This is a genomic window from Thermosynechococcus sp. B3 (assembly GCF_030323045.1).
GTDB lineage: Bacteria > Cyanobacteriota > Cyanobacteriia > Thermosynechococcales > Thermosynechococcaceae > Thermosynechococcus.
Map to the genome: position 1 here is coordinate 2391743 of NZ_CP097584.1, position 17001 is coordinate 2408743.

A 17001-nucleotide genomic window follows, 5' to 3' on the forward strand; every position below is an offset into this window, starting at 1 on the left:
GAGTTCAATCCTATTGCACACTCAAAAGTTCAACGTCAAAAATCAGCGTCGCATTAGGGGGAATGACCCCGCCGGCACCGCGTGCACCATAGCCTAGGTTCGGGGGAATAATCAGCCGCCGCTGCCCCCCGACGTGCATTGAGCCAACTCCTTCATCCCAGCCTTTGATGACTTGACCGACACCAATTTGAAATTGGAAGGGCTGACCGCGATCGCGGGAGCTATCAAAAATGCGGCCATCGGTGAGCATTCCTGTGTAGTGCACCGTTACCCGATCGCCCACTTGAGGCTGCGCCCCTGAGCCGACAACAATATCTTCGTATTGCAAACCTGAAGGAGTGGTCACCACCTTTGGATTCCCCATAAGTCCCGCAGCCTCCGTTGACGCTTCCAGCGGCACACTGGCGATCGCGATCGGAGCGGCCACCAACCATACCACTACTAGGACAATACCACAGAGGAGCCAGCCGTAGGCTCGATGCACCCGTTGTCTTACCATGAGCGATTTTTTAACTCCCTAACGTCCCGTTCTAGGCGATCAATGCGTCCCCGCAGTTCATCAATTTCTGACTGTTGTGGCACCCCCAAGCTCTCTAGAAACTGGCGCGTTTGTCGTTGCACCGCTTCATCGAGGGAGGCGGCATCTTCTTTGAGGTGGGCAAGGACTTCATCCACCATTGCCTTGGCCTGATCGGCATTGAGGCGTCCCTCTTTCACCCATTGGTCGCTCACTTGACGCAACTTCTCGGCCACAAGGGAGGTGGTGCCGACACCAATTAAAAGCAATTGCTGAAGCAGATTTTGCTGGTTCATGGGGCACGTTCAAAACGCCTATCTTGTATTGTGCCATTGGCTCCTAGGCTTGCGGTAAGATGAGGGAGAGGTCAAGTTGTATAGATTCGCATCGCCAGCGAGGTTGAGGATGATTGAAAAAATTGCCATTGGTCTGTGGGCATTTTCAGCAGTTGGCCTGATTGTATTGGTCTTGCTCCACAGTCCCAAGGGGGATGGCCTCGGTGGTATTGGCGGTCAAGCCCAGCTCTTTACCAGCACCAAAAGTGCAGAAGCGACCTTAAACCGTGCCACGTGGACTTTGACAGTGTTGTTTATGGCGCTTACCGTTGCTCTGAGTGCTGGTTGGCTGCGCTCAATTTAGTTTGGGTTAGCGTGTCTTTCTCCTTTGCGATTCGTGCAGCGACCCCGGCGGATGTTCCAATCATCTTCCAACTGATCCAAGCGCTTGCGGCCTATGAAAAGCTCAGCCACGCAGTAACGGGCACAGAGGAAGCGCTGCGGCAGCATTTGTTTGGCGATCGCCCCTATGCCGAGGTACTCCTTGCCCATACCCCCACAGACGTTATTGGCTATGCCCTGTTTTTCACCACCTACTCCACATTCCTCACCCGCCCCGGCCTTTGGCTAGAGGATTTGTTTGTCCTCCCCGCCTATCGGCGTCAAGGGGTGGGCACTGCTCTTCTGAAGGCATTAGCCCGGCTAGCCAGCGATCGCGACTATGGCCGTATCGAGTGGAGCGTCTTGGACTGGAATACTCCCGCGATTCAATTCTATGAGCGCATCGGTGCGACTGTGCTACCTGACTGGCGTATCTGCCGCCTCAGTGGTGATGTTCTCAAGCACTTCGGACATCCTGACGAGCCTGTGTGACCCGTCGCCCCAGATAGCGGCCAAGGGTGTAGGCCAACCATTCCAGATCCCTTGAGGTCACGCTAAGGGCATTTTCAGTCAGTTCGATCGCTTGGCTACCGGCACGAATCACCAGTTTGCTCGATAGCTCTTGGCGATCGCCCTCGCGATCGCGGTACGTGCTGTGGGGCTGAAATTCAATCTGTTCAATCACTTCAAGCGGCAGGACTTTGGGACGACGCCAGCGGAAACCAAGGATATGTTCATAGAAGCGCAGATCCTTACGGGTGACCATCAGCACCTGCCATCCCAATAGCATGTAAAGAATGCCGCCAATGAGGCCTAAACCGACAGCAAGATGACCAGTAGCAAAAACAGCCATCAGCCAAAAGCCAGAACTAATCGCTAGACTGTACCAGACGACCAAAAACCCATTCCAAGCCACTGCAAAGGGAATCAGGAAGAGGAGACTGACATTAAATCCAACCGGGGGAATTTGCACCAGTAGCCCTTGGGGTGTTTCTCTCACCTGTAGGCGGGAGCCGTAGGGCGGCGTTTTTGTTATGAGTGAGGCCTCGTGGGGTGATGTGTCCAGTCGCTTTAGGGCTTGGCGAGCCGCAGTCGCGGAGTCAAATCGCTCCTCAAGGGCGGGCGCGACCATTTTTTCGAGCCAGCGGATAAAAGGGGGACTCAAGGAGACCAAGGGTTGAAATTGAACCCGCAGTTCCTTTTGCGGCAGCTCATCGGGGGGAGTGCCGGTTGCTAAGTAGATGAGGGTCATGCCCAAGGCGTAGAGATCACTGGCGGGTAGGGTTTTACCGCCGAATTGTTCCGGGGGCATATAGCCATAGGTACCCACCACGGTTCGGGTGCTGCCTGCGATCGCGGTTTGTACCGCCCCAAAGTCCACAAGATAGACCTTGCCAAGATCATGACCGGAGCGATCGCCCAAGAGAATATTTGTCGGCTTAATATCGCGGTGAATCACCGGTGGTTGACGGCCATGGAGATAGATCAAAATATCCAGCAGGCGATCGGCCAACAGCCGCAAATCCTCTTCACTAAACACTCGTCCTTCTGCTTGCCATGTGGCGAGGGATTTTGCCTCAATGTAGGTTTGCACCAAAGCAAAGCCCTTGAGATCAGGGGTATTGATTTCAAAGTAGTCGAGATAGCGGGGAATGGCCGGATGATCCAAGGTTTGCAGCACAGCCGCTTCCCGTTCAAAGAGCTTAAAGTCGTCCCATGTCATGCCGCCACCAAAAAGCAGCAGCTTCAGCACCACCTGTTCATAGCGCCGCCGATCCAACGCCAGATAGGTGCGTCGCCCCGGATGAGACCCCAGTTCGCGCAGGAGTTCATAGCGATCGCCCAAAATTTCACCAATGAGCTGCGCCACAGCGTTCTCCAAGCTGGCTACCCCTATCTTAGCCATTGAGTTGCTGCACAATCTCTGGGGCAATTCTTGTGAGCACCTTGAGGGCTTTGAGGCTGCCTTGAATCAAATGTGCCGCCCCACGGGGGTTGCGCAGCATTGCAATAGCCAGTGGCCCCGGCCGCAAATTGCCTTGAGCATCAAAGGCTTGACTCAAATCGGGGAGGTCGCGATCGCCACCATCACTGATCACCCGCACCATCACCACCGGCATTCCCGCTAAAGCCTTGAGGAGTGGCACCCCTTCCATATCCACCACCTCCACCCCCCAGCGAACCGCAAGACTCTGTTTTTCCTGAGCCTGAGAAAGGGTTCTTGCGGTTGTGATGCCTTTTACCCGTCGCCAAGCAGGCGCTAATTTCGCCGATAACGTCTGGTCTAAAGAATACGTTTGCCCTGTTTCATCCTGACACGTGGCATAAACCACCACTTCACCGATGCGATCATCAGGACGTAAGCCGCCACAGACCCCCAAGATGAGAACCATGGCAGGCGATTCCCTGAGGGCACTGATCAATGCCGGTGTGGTCACTGTGGCTGCCCCCGCTCGGATCGGAATAATCACCCCCTTGGACGCCTGTAGCCCTCGTTGTACCGCTTGATATTCTGCCCCTTGGGGCACAAGGACGAGGCATGAGGTCATTGTTTTATCATTACCGTCTTAACTTTTGGATAGACCGATCGCGGGCAATTTAGAAACTGACCAATGGAAAGAGTGTCACACTCAAGCGTCCGCTATGGTGGACGAGAGGCATTTTCCGCCAAATCTGATACCGTTGTTAATTGTTGAAGCTATGTTATTGTTCTGGCAAATTGTGAGCTATCCACCATTCTACCTCAGGCAATCTCGGCAACTGTCACAGGCCACCTAGACAAACAAAAATGAGTATGATAGCTATAGATTTTGCTCAATCCTTGTTTGTGGAAGTCATCCCCTGCTGGGTTGCGATCGCGAGACCCTTTTGGAGAATCGTGAATTGACTGCCCTAGAGTGTTGGCCTGAGGAACGGTCGAGGATTGACTCAACTATCGATCAATGCGTGTAGGAGTGAACCCCCATATGATTCAAATGGTGCTGGAGAACCCAGTTTCCGTCAAGGATGCTGAGCGCTTTTGCCAAGAGATACTCCCCCAAGTCTCGCGCACATTTGCCCTCAGTATTCGCTTCCTCCCCGGAAATTTGGGTCGGGCGGTTCTGGTGGCCTATCTCATCTGTCGCATTGCCGATACCGTTGAGGATGATCCGGTTGCCAGTGTCCCCGCAAAAACAGCTCTATTGGATCACCTGCTGGAGTGTTTTGACAGTGCCGATCTAGCCAATAGCTATGGTGAAACGGCACGGGGGGTTCAGGGGGAGCCAGCCCATGTCCAACTGGTGAAAAATACGAGACTCGTCTTTGCCCTCTACCGTTCTTTGCCCCTCACGTCCCAACAGCACGTCCAACGCTGGGTGAGCGAAATGGTGCATGGGATGAAAAAATTTATTAACCTCTATCCCAATGGCATTCGCATTCAAACCCTCGATGAATATAAGGAGTACTGTTATTACGTCGCGGGTACCGTTGGCTATCTCCTGACGGATTTGTGGTACGAGCATTCCCCCAGCATTGGTGCCGATGAATACCAAGTACTCCTCAAGCGCTGCGCTGCCTTTGGTGAAGCGCTGCAAACGGTGAACATTCTCAAGGATATTGCTTGGGATGCGGAGCACGAAAACTCGATCTATATCCCCAATGAATCTCTGCTGCTCCAAGGCAGTAGCCACCACTCCATCCTCAGTGCTGAACATCTTGAGCAAAATCATGCCGCCATTAAGGAATTGATTGCCCTTGCTTGGCATGATCTCGATGAAGCTCAAGCCTACTTGCTATCCGTGCCCAAGGCGGCAATTCCGATTCGCCTCTTTTGCGTGCTGCCGCTGCTCTTTGCCTATGCCACCCTACGGGAACTCACTCACTCGACGGCGATGCTGCAACCGGGAGGGTTAGTTAAAATTAGCCGTGCAGAGGTGAAATCCCTGATGGTCATGGGGCCTTTATCGATTCTCAGTAACCACAGTCTGCGCTGGCTGATTGGCCAAGTACGGCAAAAGCCTTTCATCCTTGGCGGACTTTAGGGAAATGTGCCAAAAAAGCCAATGGTTGGGGGAACCAGAATCCGTTAGGATAGGGGGAGATTGCTGAATTGTTGCAAATCTTCATAACTTGACATGAATTGTATTATTCACCGCCGTGCTGAGTTTGCCGCCAGTCATCGCTACTGGTTGCCAGAATGGTCTGAAGCAGAGAATTTGGCTCGGTTTGGTGCCAATAGTCGCTTTCCCGGCCACGGTCATAACTATGAGTTGTTTGTTTCAATGGGGGGCGTTGTTGATGACTTTGGCATGGTGTTGAACCTATCGGATGTCAAGCACATCATTCGCCGTGAAGTCATTGAACCCCTGAATTTTTCCTATCTCAATGAGGTGTGGCCAGAGTTTCAAGCCACATTACCCACGACTGAACATATTGCACGGGTGATTTGGGATCGACTCTCTCCCCATTTACCCCTTGTGCGCATTCAACTGTTTGAACACCCCCGCCTTTGGGCGGACTACACGGGAGACCCTATGGAAGCCTATCTTTCTGTTGGTGCTCACTTTAGTGCGGCGCATCGTCTAGCCCTTGAGGATCTCAGCTACGAAGAAAACTGCCGCATCTATGGCAAGTGTGCTCGCCCCCACGGCCATGGCCACAACTACCACGTGGAGATTACGGTCAAGGGGGCGATTCATCCGCGGACGGGCATGATTGTTGATTTGATCAAGCTCGAGGAGGTACTCAAGGAACAGGTGATTGAACCTTTGGATCACACGTTTTTGAATAAAGATATTCCCTATTTTGCGACGGTGGTGCCGACGGCAGAGAATATCGCCATTTACATTGCCCAGTTGTTGCAGGAGCCGATTCGCCAGTTGGGGGCGACGCTGCATAAGGTGAAGTTGATTGAAAGTCCCAATAACTCTTGCGAAATTCTCTGTGAGGAATTGCCCCCTCGCGATGGGGTGCTCAGTGGTGTGCTGCCAGTGTTGGAGCGAGTCTAGGTGATGTTGAGCAATATCCCTTGGCTACTAGCCGCCAGTTTACTGACAGCAACGCTGCTGATCTATTTCCCCTACATTTTTGTTGTGGTGGGGCGCTTGCAGGCGGGCTTTGATATGGCGGCTCCCCGTGCCCTCTTTGAGAAACTGCCCCCCTTTGCGCAGCGGGCGGTGTGGGCACACGAAAATAGCTTTGAAACCTTTATGCCCTTTGCGGCGGCAGTGTTGCTGACCCTTTTTGCGGGGGTGCATAATTCAACGGTGGCGATCGCCAGCCTCAGTTTCGTTGCGGCTCGCTTTTTGTACAGCATCTGCTATATTGCCAACTTTCCCCTTGGTCGCTCTCTGATGTTTGGTGTCGGCACAGCAGCCACCTTGATGCTTTTTTGGCAAAGTCTCACCGCCCTTAGCCGTTAATATAGTTTATAAAATCCTTGAGAAAATGCACTGAGCATAGAGTATTCTAAATGTCTCTTAATAATCTCCGCACTCTCTACCAGCAAGTCATCCTAGAGCACTACAAGAAACCTCGCCACCGTGGCCGCACTCAGCCTGTGGATCGTCAGCAGCGGGGACATAACCCTTCCTGTGGCGACACAATTGATTTAACTGTTGCCCTAGGCACCAATGAGCAGGGGGAGACAATCATTCAGGATATTCAGTTTGAGGGGGAAGGCTGTGCGATCGCCATGGCCTCAGCGGATTTGATGGCCGATGCCCTGCGGGGGCAACCGGTGAGTCGTGCCCTACAAATGGTGGAGCAGTTCCAAGCGATGATGAAGGGGCAGTTTGAGTTCCCTCGGGAGTTTCGCAAGCTCAATGTCATGCAGGGGGTGGCTCAGTTTCCGGTGCGGATTAAGTGTGCGACATTGACATGGCATACCCTGCGGGCAGCGTTGCAGCAGGATCAAGCCCCTGGGAATGGTTTTGTCAGTAATGAGGAGGAAGAGTAGTGCTGACCCCCGCCGATTTTGCCACCTATAGCCGCTGGGCTGGCATTGCCACCCTTGTCATGGCTGGCTTAACCGCACTCACATTTGTTTTTCGCTGGGGTGTGCGCTTTCGCTTTGTTGGTATTACGGGGTTTCTCGGTGTTGTGACAGTGGGACTCTTTGCCTTGAGTATTGTACCGATTGTGCACTCCCCAGTGCCCGGTGCTGGCAAATACACCCTCGTCTATGACAACGGAGCAACGCAAGTCGTGATCACAGTGCCCCCGGACATTGAGAGCAGTACCCTTGAGGCAACGCTGGTACAGGCAGCGAATGATTTATTTTCCTTGGGACGGCTCGGCCGAGGGAGCGATCGCCTGACGGTGATTGCACGAACCATCGAACATCCTGAACCGGGGGTGACTGAACCCGTCATTTTGGGGGTGGCCACCCGCTCCTTGAGCGATCGCATGGATACAAATGTGACGGTCAAATTGCTCAAAACCTAAGCGCATGTATGGTATATTAGTAATTCCGAGGACGCATAGCTCAGTTGGTTAGAGCACCACGTTGACATCGTGGGGGTCACTGGTTCGAGTCCAGTTGTGTCCATTTTTCTAAATCTGCACTATGGGGAAGCTTGCTGCCACCCCTTTCTTAAGAGTGAATTGCAAACTTTGTACTCAATTGCTAATCCCTAGGATGCGGACGGAGGGACTTGAACCCACACACCTTGCGGTACTAGAACCTAAATCTAGCGCGTCTGCCAATTCCGCCACGTCCGCAGCAAACCTAGTCTAGCGCACTTTGGGTAGGGAGTGCCCAAGTTTAGTAATGGTTCCCCACTTTGCGATGGTGAACGGCAGTCATGCCATCGGGTTTTGAGACGCGGCCACTGTCAACAGTACTATAGACAATCCAGTGATCGTGGGCATCAAGACGGCTGACTACTGTGCATTCCATGTAAGCAAGGGCATCAGCCAAAATGGGACTGCCATTACTGGCTGGATAGGTTTTCACATGGGCAAAGCGATCGGCGCCCGGTGGAAAGCGCTTCAGGAAATGGCGCATCAGGGGCTGGTAGTTCCCTTCTTCAAGAACATTGAGGACAAAGGCATCCCCCACGTGTAGGAAGGACTCAATGGCCCGATCCTTGGCCACGGCAATGGAAACCCCAAGAGGTTCGGTACTGGCCTGCGCCACCCAAGAGGCCAACATGGCACTGTTAATGGCACCTTTTTGGGCGGTGATAATGTATAGCCCACCGCTCAGGCGACCCAAGGCTTTATCGAGGTCAGTATCCAAGGCTTTCATCTGCTTGACCGTGCGATCGCGCAACAGCCATTGACCCATGTCGGTACCCGCTTCTTCCGCCTCTTGAAAGAGGGCATCGGTGGGAGTTGCTGTGACCCGAATCACAGGAAATGAAGGCGTCAGTCCCGCATCCCGAAACTGGTTGAGCAGGGGATAGGCCGGTTCAGCATCGGCCACACCACTTTCAAAGACCCCAATCGCCTGCTTGGCATGGGCGGCAGCGCGAATGGTACTCAGTGCCGTTTTCGCCACGGCAGTGGTGGGTGGGGTACCAATAATGATTCCTGCAGCAATCTCGGTGAGTTCGCGAATATCTTGGGGTTCAGCGGTGAGCAGATCCATTTTTTCAACCACCACACCGGTTTTGGCTGCCCCCCGTTCGATCGCTTCGGCAAGAGCATTGGCATAACCATAGTTGGCGGCGTAGAAAATAGCCACCGTCGTTGCCGCTTTGGCCTGTTCTTGACTCCAGTTGCGGTAGGAATCTAGCCATTGCGGGAGATGATAGCGCAGCAGTGGGCCATGGCCTGTGGCCACCAATTGCACGGGGGGCAGGGGTTCCAAGCGCTTGAAGGCCGAAAGAACGGAGCGGGCATTAGGCCCCATCAGACAATCGTAGTAAAACTTGAAATCGGGTTCTAGTAGTTCCGGTTCGCTGTCAAAAGGATCATCATTGCAGAAGTGGGCACCAAAGACATCGCAGGTAAATAGGGTCTGTGTGCCGTGATCATAGGTGAGGATGGTGTCGGGCCAGTGGAGATTGGGTGCCATGACAAATTCAAGAATATGCCCTTTCCCCAAGTCAAGGCGATCGCCATTTTTCACCTGTCGCTGACTAAAGGGCTGATGGATCAAATCCCCCAGAAACTGCAATGCCACCTTTGAGGCCACCACGGTTACATGGGGGGCTTTTGCCAATACATCCTTGACGAGGCCACTGTGGTCGGGTTCGGTATGGCTGACGATGAGATAGTTCAAGTCACTGGGGTTCACTAGTTGCCAGAGTTGCTCGAGGTAGCGATCACCAAACTTGGCATGGGACGTATCTACGAGGGCAATCTGTTCCCCTTTGATCAGAAAGGAATTGTAGGTGGTGCCATTTTCAAGGGCAAACTCAATATCAAAGCGATCGCGATCCCAATCTAGGCAGCGAATTGCCGTCGTCTCAGGGGCAATGTCCAACACCTGAAGCGTTAAGCGCGGTGGACGTTTGGGCGTAGTGACGGCCATAGGCAGTTCCTCAATCTTTGAAACTACCTTTTATCCTGACATATGAAGAAAGGTAACAGGATTCAAAGTTTTTAATAGCGGTGATAACAGGCTTTACAAAGGGCAATGCCTATGCGGGTTCAAGGGGTGCCATTGTCAGCCCCGCCCGCAAAAGTTGCTCATGGTACAGTTCCGCCTGTTCTTGGGGTCCCACCCAAACAATGGCTTGGCCTTCGTAATGAACTTGATTCGTTAATGCCCACGCGCGATCGCTGGTCATATTGGGAATGTATTTCATCAAACAGGCAGCCACGTGCTGAAACGTATTGACGTCATCGTTGAGAACAATGACTTTGTAGTTGGGGTAGTGCTTGCGAGTAACCTGTTGCCGCTCTTGGGGAACAACGCTAGGCATAGGTCAAACATTTTTGTAGCTACACTGCCCCTTAGTTTAACTTATTTGTGAAGGATTGGTTGGTTTGCTGTAGGAACATTGGGAAACCTCCTATGCTATAGCTAGACTTAGGTTGATGACTTAGGGGCATTGGTGATGACGGCAATGAATGTGTTGGGAACACCCCTGGTGTGCTGCTGTCAAAATCCACTCACAGGATTCTATCGCGATGGTTTTTGTCGGACGGGGGCAGGAGATGTCGGTGCCCATGTGGTCTGTGCGCAAATGACCGCCGAATTTCTCACCTTTACCCGTTCGCGGGGCAATGATCTTTCGACGCCAGTGCCCGCCTATCAATTTCCGGGGCTGAAACCGGGCGATCGCTGGTGTCTGTGTGCCTCCCGTTGGCGGGAGGCCCTAGAGGCTGACGTAGCTCCCCCAGTAATTCTGGAAGCAACCCATGTCAGTGCCCTTGAGTATGTCTCCCTAGAGGATTTGAAAGCCCACGCCCTTGGTGGTAACCAGCAACCGTGATCTGGGGAATACTCAAGTATGCCCGATCCAGAATCCGATTTTCGCTTAGATCCTCGCTATATTGCGGGTTTAGCGGCCTTTAATCGCGGAGATTATCAACTGGCGATCGCTGCCTTCAAAGCCGTCATTGCCAGCCACGGTCAACGCCGCGAAGGTCTCAAGGCTCATCTGCACCTGATTAAAGCCTATGCCCACACCCGCCAGTGGCAAGAGGCCATTGATCTGTGTCAACTTCTAGCGCGATCGCCCCTCCCCTCCATTCGGGCTTGGGCAGAAAAACATCTGCCAGAGTTAGAACGCTATTTGGATGAGGAACCCACTTCCTCCTACCTTGAGTGTGTTTCAGCGCCGAGTTCAAGGCCGCCTATGCAACTGCGACCGGTGCCTCGCCTCTATTTATGGCTGAGTCAGGGGGCAACGCTGCTGCTGATCGCGTGGCTACTCCAAAAACCGCTACAGGTTTTGATTGCGAGCCTCCTTAACTACGCCAATGATCCACTGACACTCCTGCGGGGCTGGGAAGGGGTAATAGCTTGGTTTTTAGTGGGTTGCTTGGGATTGGGGTTACTCAGTGGTGGCAGTTGGCTGTGGTCATGGCGATTGCGAGCTGGCTATGGTTTGCGCCCTCTGAGTCTTGGCGAACTTGAGGAGTATAGCCCCGAAACGGTGACGCTCTTGGGGCGTTTGTCGTGGTCGTGGTGGCAACCCCGTCCCCAAATAGGCTGCTTGATGACGGCAGCACCGATCATTTTTAGCTATGGACGCTGGCAGCGCCGCATTATTGTCAGCGAAGGTCTATTGCGATCGCTCTCTGGCGAGGAACTGCTGGCTTTAATGGCCAGTGAAATTGCCCAACTACGGCTGGGGCTGAATACCCTAGTGACCCCCCTTGTACTGCTATTGCAACTGCCCTATGACCTGTACTGTTGGTGCAGCCGTTGGGGCGATCGCTTTGCCCCTCCCTATGGCAAGCACTGGAAACGGCGGATCATCAGGGGTACCCTCTATCTCCTCTGTGCCATGGTGGGTCAGGGGAGTTATCTTCTCTTCCGCGGACTAGAGATGCTCTGCTTCTGGAGCAATCAATTGCGGCACTACTATAGCGATCGCCAAGGGGCAGCCTTGATCGGTAATCCCAATACCCTTGTGATGGCTTGGTTGCGCCTCATGGCAGCCACAGCAACGACGGTGTGTGCCCAAGGGGAAATCGGTGCCCCCCTAGAATCCTTGCGCCTGCTCCTACCCCTAAATCCAACCCAAGCTGCCCTGTGGGGCAATCAACCCCTCGATTGGCCAATGCTGCTCCGCTGGGATACCGCCCATCCCCTGCGCTATTGGTTTCGCTTGACCTCCTCCCATCGTCCCCTTGGACTACGCCTGCAAGCCCTGATGACCGATGCGCGGCAATGGCGACTGGAACCCCTGCTTTCCCTGCCCTCGACTTCCTCCCTTCGCTGTCAACGGGCCTGGCTACAACTGGCTCCCTTCTGGGGGGCGATCGCGGGAGTCATCACGACGATTATCCTCACGGGCGTTGGTCAATTTGCACTGCGGGCGGGGACGATCGCCTTTCCTCTGTGGTGGTTGGCGGATGGGTTAACCTTGGCACGGGGCTTCATTCCCATTGGCCTTGGGTTAGGTCTCTTTTTACGCCTGAATGCCTACTACCCGCCTCGGCCTCCCCAAACCTACACCTTGGGTCAGCTTCTCCATCGTCTTTTGCCCCTCGATAGTCCCGTTGCCGAGCTAAAGGGGCATTTACGGGCAGTGACCGGCTTGCGCAATGGTCTAGGACAGCACCTGTGGCTGGAGACGGATCAGGGCTTGTTTCCCCTGCGCTGCCATCGAGCTTGGGGGCCGATTTGGCCAATCCTTGAGCCAGCCTATCTGAAAACCTTGGCGGGGCGATCGCTGGTGGTACGCGGCTGGTTTCGACGTGGGACAGTTCCCTTTGTTGAGGTGAGTGAGTGGCACTCCCTGGATTTACAGCAAAAGCAATCTTGGGCTGCCCCCTATTGGGCGATCGCCATTGCCACGCTGTGGATTCTCTACGGCCTCATGACACTATTGGGTTGGATCTAGACATCTAAGACTATGCAACTTTCCCAAGCCCATCTGCGCACCCTGCAAACCTGTGCACGGCAATATCAGTACCGCTATCTTGACAGCTTGATACTGCCAGAGGCCACACAATTAACGGAAACCACTGCCCAAAAGCAGGGTCGCGACTTCCACCGCCTGATGCAACAGCACTTTCAAGGACTCGATATCCGCCCAATTCTTGAGGCGCAGCCCGAATTACAACCGTGGTTTGCGGCCTTTCAAACCATGCCACCGCCGATGATCGAGGGCCAAGGGGAAGCAGAGCATGTCCGCAGTCTGGGCTGGCAGGAATTCACCCTTGTGGGCGTGTATGACTACGTGATTTTTGGCCAAGGGCAAGCGCAGATCCTCGATTGGAAAACCTATGCCCATCTGCCCGCCCCAGACACCTTAGCCCGTCATTGGCAGACTCGCCTTTACTGTTATCTCCTGGCAGCCACCAGTCCCTACCCCCCCAGCGAGATTTCCATGACCTACTGGTTTGCCCAAGGAGAAAAGGGGGCAAATTTCTACACCTTTCCCTACAGTGAGGCGATCCACCAGCAAATCCACCATACCCTAGAGCAGTGCCTTAGCCAACTGCGCCAATGGTTACAAGCCTATGAGCAAGGACAGGAGCTGCCCCAAGTGCCCCCAGCCCAGATTCGGAAATACTGCGATGCGTGCGCCTTTAATGAGCGGTGTCAGCGTGGCCAGCCAACTTCTGTTTCGACCATTGACCCATTCCTAGCCGTGCTCAAAGACTTGAGTGTAGCCCGCTAAATCCAGATCGACAATCGCGGGTAGACAACTCAGAGCCGTTTGGAATAACTCAAAGCGTTCTTCCCGTTTCAGCATGGCCGTGAGCTGCTGCCGCAGAGGAATCAAATAGCGCACATCATTAGCGGCATAACGGATTTGATCCTCCCGCAGTGCCATGGCATTCCCCCAGTCGGAGCTTTGCGCGGATTTATCAATTTCTACCCCCAGCAGATCCAGAACCAAATCCTTAAGGCCGTGGCGGGGGGAATAGGTGCGGGCAATCTTACTGGCAATTTTGGTGCAGAAAACGGGATGAACACGGATCCCCAAATGGTAGCGCAAGGTGGCCAAATCAAAGCGGGCGTAGTGAAAGATTTTGGTAATGCGGGGGTGCTCTAGGAGTTGCTGAAGGTGGGGGGCTTCGGTTTGGCCACGACCAATCTTGACAACGGCCACTTGCCCCTCGGGGTCACACACCTGCACCAGACACAGGCGATCGCGGGGGATATTCAAGCCCATGGTTTCCGTATCCACGGCCAACTGATCGGCATTGAGAAAGTGCGCTAAGGCTGTAGCACTCAAGTCGTACTCAAAACACTCAAGGGGAAATTCCAGATCCATGATTCGCTCGCAAACTACGTCGGGGGCAATTCTGAGGACTGCTCTTTGGCGACATCAATGCGTTCCAATTGCCAGAGAATTTGGTTGCTTTCACGGCGCACCCGCGAAATCTGCCAATTGCGCCATGTCCATTCTTCACCGCGACTGGTGACGGCACTGGCGTGCACATCCATCAATTCTGCCAATTCACCACTGGTAATCAAGTATTTACCAGCCGCCAATTCATCGGCAACCCGCAGTGTCACAATTAATTCTTCAAGGCGGGCGCGGCGCTCAGACCACTGGGGCGATTTTCCCCCCAACCACTCGCCGTCACCATCAAGCCCCAAGGATGGTTGCACCATGGCTCCCTTCTCGCGATCAACATTGCTCCAAAAATCTTAGCGAGAAACGATGTGATTTTTAACCCACCTAGGCGATCGCCCACCACGCCGAGGATAGGGCTAGAATGGTTTTAAGATTTGTTAATTACATTGAACCGAACACCATGACGGTAACCTTGACCCCTGCATCCACCCTCCACGAGCGGGTCGTGATGATCGCCCACCGCCTTGGTATTGAGAAATTTGACCTTGGTGGCTCCCATGTGGATGAGGTGAGTGTCCAAGTGCAGCAGGGAGAACCCAAACAGGTGAAGGCCTCCCAGCGATCGGGAATTACCGTGCGGGTGTGGAACTCAACGGGTCGCCTAGGGGTTGCCAGCACCACCCAATTGGACGATCGCGGTCTGGAAACAGCCCTAGAAATGGCCAAAGAAGCCAGTGCCTTTGGCGTCACCGAGGACATTCCCGACTTTAGTCCCTTGGCCACAGCGCCCCTTGGGGAGACGACGCTAACGACGGCTGATGTGCCCCTTGCCCCGGCGAAAACCCTCTTGGATCAACTGATTGCTGCGGAACGAGACCTCTTGGAACGCCACCCAGCGATCGCCAGTGTGCCCTACAATGGCCTGAGCCAGCGACGGTTAGAACGGTTTTATCTCAACAGTGAGGGTGCCAATCGCCAGCAAACCACCACCACAACCACGCTCTATCTCTACAGCAAAACCGATGAGGCGGGTCGCAAACCCCGCAGTGCGGGTGCCATTCGCATCAGTCCCGATCTTGAGCACTTAGACATTGCGGGCTGCATTGATGAAGTGGCCGACAAAACCATTCGCCACTTAGCCTATGAACCCATTGTTTCGGGTCAGTACCCCATTCTTTTTTCACCCGCCGCCTTCCTCAGCCTGCTCAATGCCTTTAGCAATCTCTTTAATGCCCAAAACATTTTGGATCGTCAAAGCCTTTCGACGCCGGAGTCCCTCCATCAGGCGATCGCCAGCCCCCTTCTCAGCATCTATGATGACGCTCGCCACCCTGAAAATGTCGGTCAACCCCTCTTTGATGGCGAAGGTACCCCCACCCGCCGCACCCCTTTAATTGAGCAGGGGATTCTCACGGGTCTCTACCACAGTGCCGGTACGGCGCGTCGCTTTCAAACCCAGCCCACGGGGCATGCCAACTTAGGGGCAAAGGTGACAGTGAGTGGTCACTTCTACGATGTCCCAGCGGGTGAAGGGGGCGATCGCGCCGATGGCCTTGTTTGGATTGATGAACTCCATGCCCTCCACGCGGGCGTGAAAGCCCTTCAAGGCTCATTTTCCCTCCCCTTTGACGGTTGGTTACTGCGTAACGGCGAAGCCATCAGCATTGAAGCGGCCACCGTGGCCGGGGACATTCGCAGTCTGCTGAAAAATATCCTCCATCTGGGCACTGAGGTTGAAGTGACCCCCTACGGTTGTTGTCCGTCCGTGTGGGTGAGTCCCCTTGCGATTACAGGGGAATAGCTAAACCTGCATCAAGTCGAGACTACGGGAGGTGCCCAAGCGGGTAGCCCCGGCATCAATGAGTTCAAGGGCTTGCTCCCGGGTACGAATGCCGCCAGAGGCCTTTATGCCGACGCGATCGCGACTCAAGCGCTTGAGCAAACGCACATCCGCAACCGTGGCACCACCGCGCCAGCCGGTACTGGTTTTCAGGAAAGCCACCCCCGCGTCCAAGCAAATATCCACTGCCAGTTGTTTTTCTTCCTCTGTCAGCACCGTGGTTTCCAAAATTGCCTTAACGGTTACCCCCGTTTCCGCGCAGATTTGGGCGATGTCGCGATAGACGGCCTCGGTGTTGCCCTCCTTGAGCCAACCCAAGTTAATGACCACATCCAACTCAGTTGCCCCACTGTCAACCGCCTCCTGCGCCTCATAGAGTTTCGTGGCACTGGTGTGGGCACCACTGGGAAAGCCAATGACGGTACACACTTTCACGGGTGTGCGATGGAGCAACTGGACTGCGGTCTTCACCCACACGGGCATGACACAGACGGCGGCAAATTTCCACTGTTCGGCTTCGGCACAACACCGTTCAATCTCTGCTGGGGTTGCCAAGGGGTCAAGCTGGGTATGATCAATGTAGGGTGCAAGGTCAAACAAATCACGTTCCGTCATAGGAATTCACCCAGAACAACCCTATTTTTATTAACTAAATAATAATAAAAACGGGGACGGAAAATGAGACCTTGGGAGATCGGTTCTCCCACCCCCCACCTAAAATTCACCCTTGCTAGATTAAAACTAGGCTATCACAGGCACGCTGACCTGTTGGCCAGACTACCTTTTTGGGAGGACACTCTATGGAGCCAACCATGAACCCTCGCAATCTTCAAGAAAGTGCTGATTCCCTCTGGAACTATCTGCAAAGTTTGGATGCAGAAGTGGTGGCTCGCCTGTCCCGTCCCGCGTCGCCGGAAATGGCCATTGTGATGGAACGCCACATTGGCAACCTGCTGGGCTACTTGCCACCGGAGGGGTTTGAGGTTTCCATTACCACGAATCGGGAGCACCTTGGGCGTCTCTTGGCTTCGGCAATGATGAGTGGTTACTTCTTGCGCGGTGCCGAGCAACGTCTTGAATTCGAGCGATCGCTGCAAGCGGCTGCCCAAGGGGAAGACAGCAAATAAC

Annotated in this window: 21 protein-coding genes and 2 tRNA genes; 13 read left to right on the forward strand and 10 right to left on the reverse strand. The window is 54.0% G+C overall.

What is annotated here, in order from left to right; genetic code table 11:
* Window positions 1-10: 10 nt before the first annotated feature.
* Window positions 11-499 (reverse strand): FKBP-type peptidyl-prolyl cis-trans isomerase, encoded by a 489-nt coding sequence (locus tag M0646_RS11810; RefSeq protein ID WP_286649678.1) that lies wholly within the window; start codon window positions 497-499, stop codon window positions 11-13.
* Window positions 493-813 (reverse strand): phasin family protein, encoded by a 321-nt coding sequence (locus tag M0646_RS11815; protein WP_149821092.1) that lies wholly within the window; start codon window positions 811-813, stop codon window positions 493-495. The genes M0646_RS11810 and M0646_RS11815 overlap by 7 nt, the downstream gene beginning before the upstream one ends.
* Before the next feature lie 109 nt (window positions 814-922).
* Here M0646_RS11815 and secG point away from each other — a divergent pair, with 109 nt between their 5' ends.
* Complete coding sequence (gene secG, locus M0646_RS11820; RefSeq protein ID WP_149821094.1) at window positions 923-1156, forward strand: preprotein translocase subunit SecG; 234 nt, start codon at window positions 923-925, stop codon at window positions 1154-1156.
* Window positions 1157-1167: 11 nt separating this feature from the next.
* Entirely contained in the window at window positions 1168-1665 is a 498-nt protein-coding gene (locus M0646_RS11825) for a GNAT family N-acetyltransferase (RefSeq protein WP_149821096.1), read from the forward strand.
* On the opposite strand, the gene M0646_RS11830 is transcribed toward M0646_RS11825, so the two are convergent.
* Entirely contained in the window at window positions 1631-3043 is a 1413-nt protein-coding gene (locus M0646_RS11830) for a serine/threonine-protein kinase (protein WP_149821099.1), read from the reverse strand. The two genes, M0646_RS11825 and M0646_RS11830, sit on opposite strands and share 35 nt — an antisense overlap.
* Window positions 3044-3071: 28 nt before the next feature.
* Window positions 3072-3722 (reverse strand): hypothetical protein, encoded by a 651-nt coding sequence (locus M0646_RS11835; RefSeq protein WP_149821101.1) that lies wholly within the window; start codon window positions 3720-3722, stop codon window positions 3072-3074.
* A gap of 417 nt (window positions 3723-4139) precedes the next feature.
* Between M0646_RS11835 and M0646_RS11840 the strand changes: the two genes are divergently transcribed.
* From M0646_RS11840 to M0646_RS11865, 6 genes are all read left to right on the forward strand, one after another.
* Window positions 4140-5195 carry a phytoene/squalene synthase family protein gene (locus tag M0646_RS11840; RefSeq protein ID WP_286649679.1) on the forward strand — a complete coding sequence of 352 codons (1056 nt, stop codon included), beginning with the start codon at window positions 4140-4142 and terminating at the stop codon, window positions 5193-5195.
* 93 nt (window positions 5196-5288) lie between these two features.
* Window positions 5289-6161, forward strand: a complete 873-nt coding sequence (locus M0646_RS11845) for a 6-carboxytetrahydropterin synthase (RefSeq protein ID WP_286625846.1) — start codon at window positions 5289-5291, stop codon at window positions 6159-6161.
* Window positions 6162-6164: 3 nt separating this feature from the next.
* On the forward strand, window positions 6165-6575 hold the full coding sequence (locus M0646_RS11850) for an MAPEG family protein (protein WP_286649680.1): 411 nt from the start codon (window positions 6165-6167) through the stop codon (window positions 6573-6575).
* 50 nt (window positions 6576-6625) lie between these two features.
* Window positions 6626-7111 (forward strand): Fe-S cluster assembly sulfur transfer protein SufU, encoded by a 486-nt coding sequence (gene sufU, locus M0646_RS11855; RefSeq protein WP_286649681.1) that lies wholly within the window; start codon window positions 6626-6628, stop codon window positions 7109-7111.
* On the forward strand, window positions 7111-7599 hold the full coding sequence (locus M0646_RS11860) for a Ycf51 family protein (protein WP_286649682.1): 489 nt from the start codon (window positions 7111-7113) through the stop codon (window positions 7597-7599). The genes sufU and M0646_RS11860 overlap by 1 nt, the downstream gene beginning before the upstream one ends.
* A 29-nt stretch (window positions 7600-7628) precedes the next feature.
* Window positions 7629-7702 (forward strand) — tRNA-Val (locus M0646_RS11865).
* A gap of 91 nt (window positions 7703-7793) precedes the next feature.
* Here M0646_RS11865 and M0646_RS11870 read toward each other — a convergent pair.
* From M0646_RS11870 to clpS, 3 genes are all read right to left on the reverse strand, one after another.
* Window positions 7794-7875 (reverse strand) — tRNA-Leu (locus tag M0646_RS11870).
* A gap of 43 nt (window positions 7876-7918) precedes the next feature.
* Window positions 7919-9634, reverse strand: coding sequence for a diflavin flavoprotein (locus tag M0646_RS11875; RefSeq protein ID WP_286649683.1), 1716 nt, complete (start codon window positions 9632-9634; stop codon window positions 7919-7921).
* A 109-nt stretch (window positions 9635-9743) separates the two neighbouring features.
* Entirely contained in the window at window positions 9744-10028 is a 285-nt protein-coding gene (clpS, locus tag M0646_RS11880; RefSeq protein ID WP_149821115.1) for an ATP-dependent Clp protease adapter ClpS, read from the reverse strand.
* Between the two features lie 135 nt (window positions 10029-10163).
* Between clpS and M0646_RS11885 the strand changes: the two genes are divergently transcribed.
* From M0646_RS11885 to M0646_RS11895, 3 genes are read left to right on the forward strand one after another with little or no spacing between them, the layout of a single operon-like run.
* A complete protein-coding gene (locus tag M0646_RS11885; RefSeq protein ID WP_206200783.1) occupies window positions 10164-10541 on the forward strand; it encodes a DUF2237 family protein in 378 nt (125 codons plus the stop codon).
* Between the two features lie 18 nt (window positions 10542-10559).
* On the forward strand, window positions 10560-12623 hold the full coding sequence (locus tag M0646_RS11890) for a zinc metalloprotease HtpX (protein ID WP_286649684.1): 2064 nt from the start codon (window positions 10560-10562) through the stop codon (window positions 12621-12623).
* Between the two features lie 12 nt (window positions 12624-12635).
* Complete coding sequence (locus tag M0646_RS11895) at window positions 12636-13406, forward strand: PD-(D/E)XK nuclease family protein (protein WP_286625851.1); 771 nt, start codon at window positions 12636-12638, stop codon at window positions 13404-13406.
* Here the strand turns inward: M0646_RS11895 and M0646_RS11900 are convergent.
* Together M0646_RS11900 and M0646_RS11905 are read right to left on the reverse strand one after the other, a co-directional pair.
* The gene (locus tag M0646_RS11900) at window positions 13371-14006 is read right to left on the reverse strand and encodes a ribonuclease H-like domain-containing protein (RefSeq protein ID WP_286625852.1); all 636 of its coding nucleotides are present in this window, start codon (window positions 14004-14006) and stop codon (window positions 13371-13373) included. The genes M0646_RS11895 and M0646_RS11900 overlap by 36 nt on opposite strands.
* 14 nt (window positions 14007-14020) lie before the next feature.
* On the reverse strand, window positions 14021-14350 hold the full coding sequence (locus M0646_RS11905; RefSeq protein WP_149821125.1) for a hypothetical protein: 330 nt from the start codon (window positions 14348-14350) through the stop codon (window positions 14021-14023).
* Window positions 14351-14541: 191 nt separating this feature from the next.
* On the opposite strand from M0646_RS11905, the gene M0646_RS11910 reads away from it, so the two are divergent.
* Entirely contained in the window at window positions 14542-15834 is a 1293-nt protein-coding gene (locus M0646_RS11910; RefSeq protein ID WP_286627194.1) for a TldD/PmbA family protein, read from the forward strand.
* On the opposite strand, the gene deoC is transcribed toward M0646_RS11910, so the two are convergent.
* On the reverse strand, window positions 15835-16488 hold the full coding sequence (gene deoC, locus M0646_RS11915; RefSeq protein ID WP_149821126.1) for a deoxyribose-phosphate aldolase: 654 nt from the start codon (window positions 16486-16488) through the stop codon (window positions 15835-15837). It lies immediately after the preceding gene.
* Window positions 16489-16685: 197 nt separating this feature from the next.
* On the opposite strand from deoC, the gene M0646_RS11920 reads away from it, so the two are divergent.
* The gene (locus M0646_RS11920) at window positions 16686-17000 is read left to right on the forward strand and encodes a DUF760 domain-containing protein (RefSeq protein ID WP_226971964.1); all 315 of its coding nucleotides are present in this window, start codon (window positions 16686-16688) and stop codon (window positions 16998-17000) included.
* The last annotated feature ends 1 nt before the right edge of the window (window position 17001 follow it).

Coding starts and splice junctions, on each gene's coding strand:
- M0646_RS11810 (WP_286649678.1), bottom strand. CDS start 499: ATGGTAAGACAACGGGTGCATCGAGCCTACGGCTGGCTCCTCTGTGGT.
- M0646_RS11875 (WP_286649683.1), bottom strand. CDS start 9,634: ATGGCCGTCACTACGCCCAAACGTCCACCGCGCTTAACGCTTCAGGTG.
- M0646_RS11840 (WP_286649679.1), top strand. CDS start 4,140: ATGATTCAAATGGTGCTGGAGAACCCAGTTTCCGTCAAGGATGCTGAG.
- M0646_RS11850 (WP_286649680.1), top strand. CDS start 6,165: ATGTTGAGCAATATCCCTTGGCTACTAGCCGCCAGTTTACTGACAGCA.
- deoC (WP_149821126.1), bottom strand. CDS start 16,488: ATGACGGAACGTGATTTGTTTGACCTTGCACCCTACATTGATCATACC.
- secG (WP_149821094.1), top strand. CDS start 923: ATGATTGAAAAAATTGCCATTGGTCTGTGGGCATTTTCAGCAGTTGGC.
- M0646_RS11895 (WP_286625851.1), top strand. CDS start 12,636: ATGCAACTTTCCCAAGCCCATCTGCGCACCCTGCAAACCTGTGCACGG.
- M0646_RS11900 (WP_286625852.1), bottom strand. CDS start 14,006: ATGGATCTGGAATTTCCCCTTGAGTGTTTTGAGTACGACTTGAGTGCT.
- sufU (WP_286649681.1), top strand. CDS start 6,626: ATGTCTCTTAATAATCTCCGCACTCTCTACCAGCAAGTCATCCTAGAG.
- M0646_RS11905 (WP_149821125.1), bottom strand. CDS start 14,350: ATGGTGCAACCATCCTTGGGGCTTGATGGTGACGGCGAGTGGTTGGGG.
- M0646_RS11910 (WP_286627194.1), top strand. CDS start 14,542: ATGATCGCCCACCGCCTTGGTATTGAGAAATTTGACCTTGGTGGCTCC.
- M0646_RS11885 (WP_206200783.1), top strand. CDS start 10,164: ATGACGGCAATGAATGTGTTGGGAACACCCCTGGTGTGCTGCTGTCAA.
- M0646_RS11890 (WP_286649684.1), top strand. CDS start 10,560: ATGCCCGATCCAGAATCCGATTTTCGCTTAGATCCTCGCTATATTGCG.
- M0646_RS11835 (WP_149821101.1), bottom strand. CDS start 3,722: ATGACCTCATGCCTCGTCCTTGTGCCCCAAGGGGCAGAATATCAAGCG.
- clpS (WP_149821115.1), bottom strand. CDS start 10,028: ATGCCTAGCGTTGTTCCCCAAGAGCGGCAACAGGTTACTCGCAAGCAC.
- M0646_RS11845 (WP_286625846.1), top strand. CDS start 5,289: ATGAATTGTATTATTCACCGCCGTGCTGAGTTTGCCGCCAGTCATCGC.
- M0646_RS11920 (WP_226971964.1), top strand. CDS start 16,686: ATGAACCCTCGCAATCTTCAAGAAAGTGCTGATTCCCTCTGGAACTAT.
- M0646_RS11815 (WP_149821092.1), bottom strand. CDS start 813: ATGAACCAGCAAAATCTGCTTCAGCAATTGCTTTTAATTGGTGTCGGC.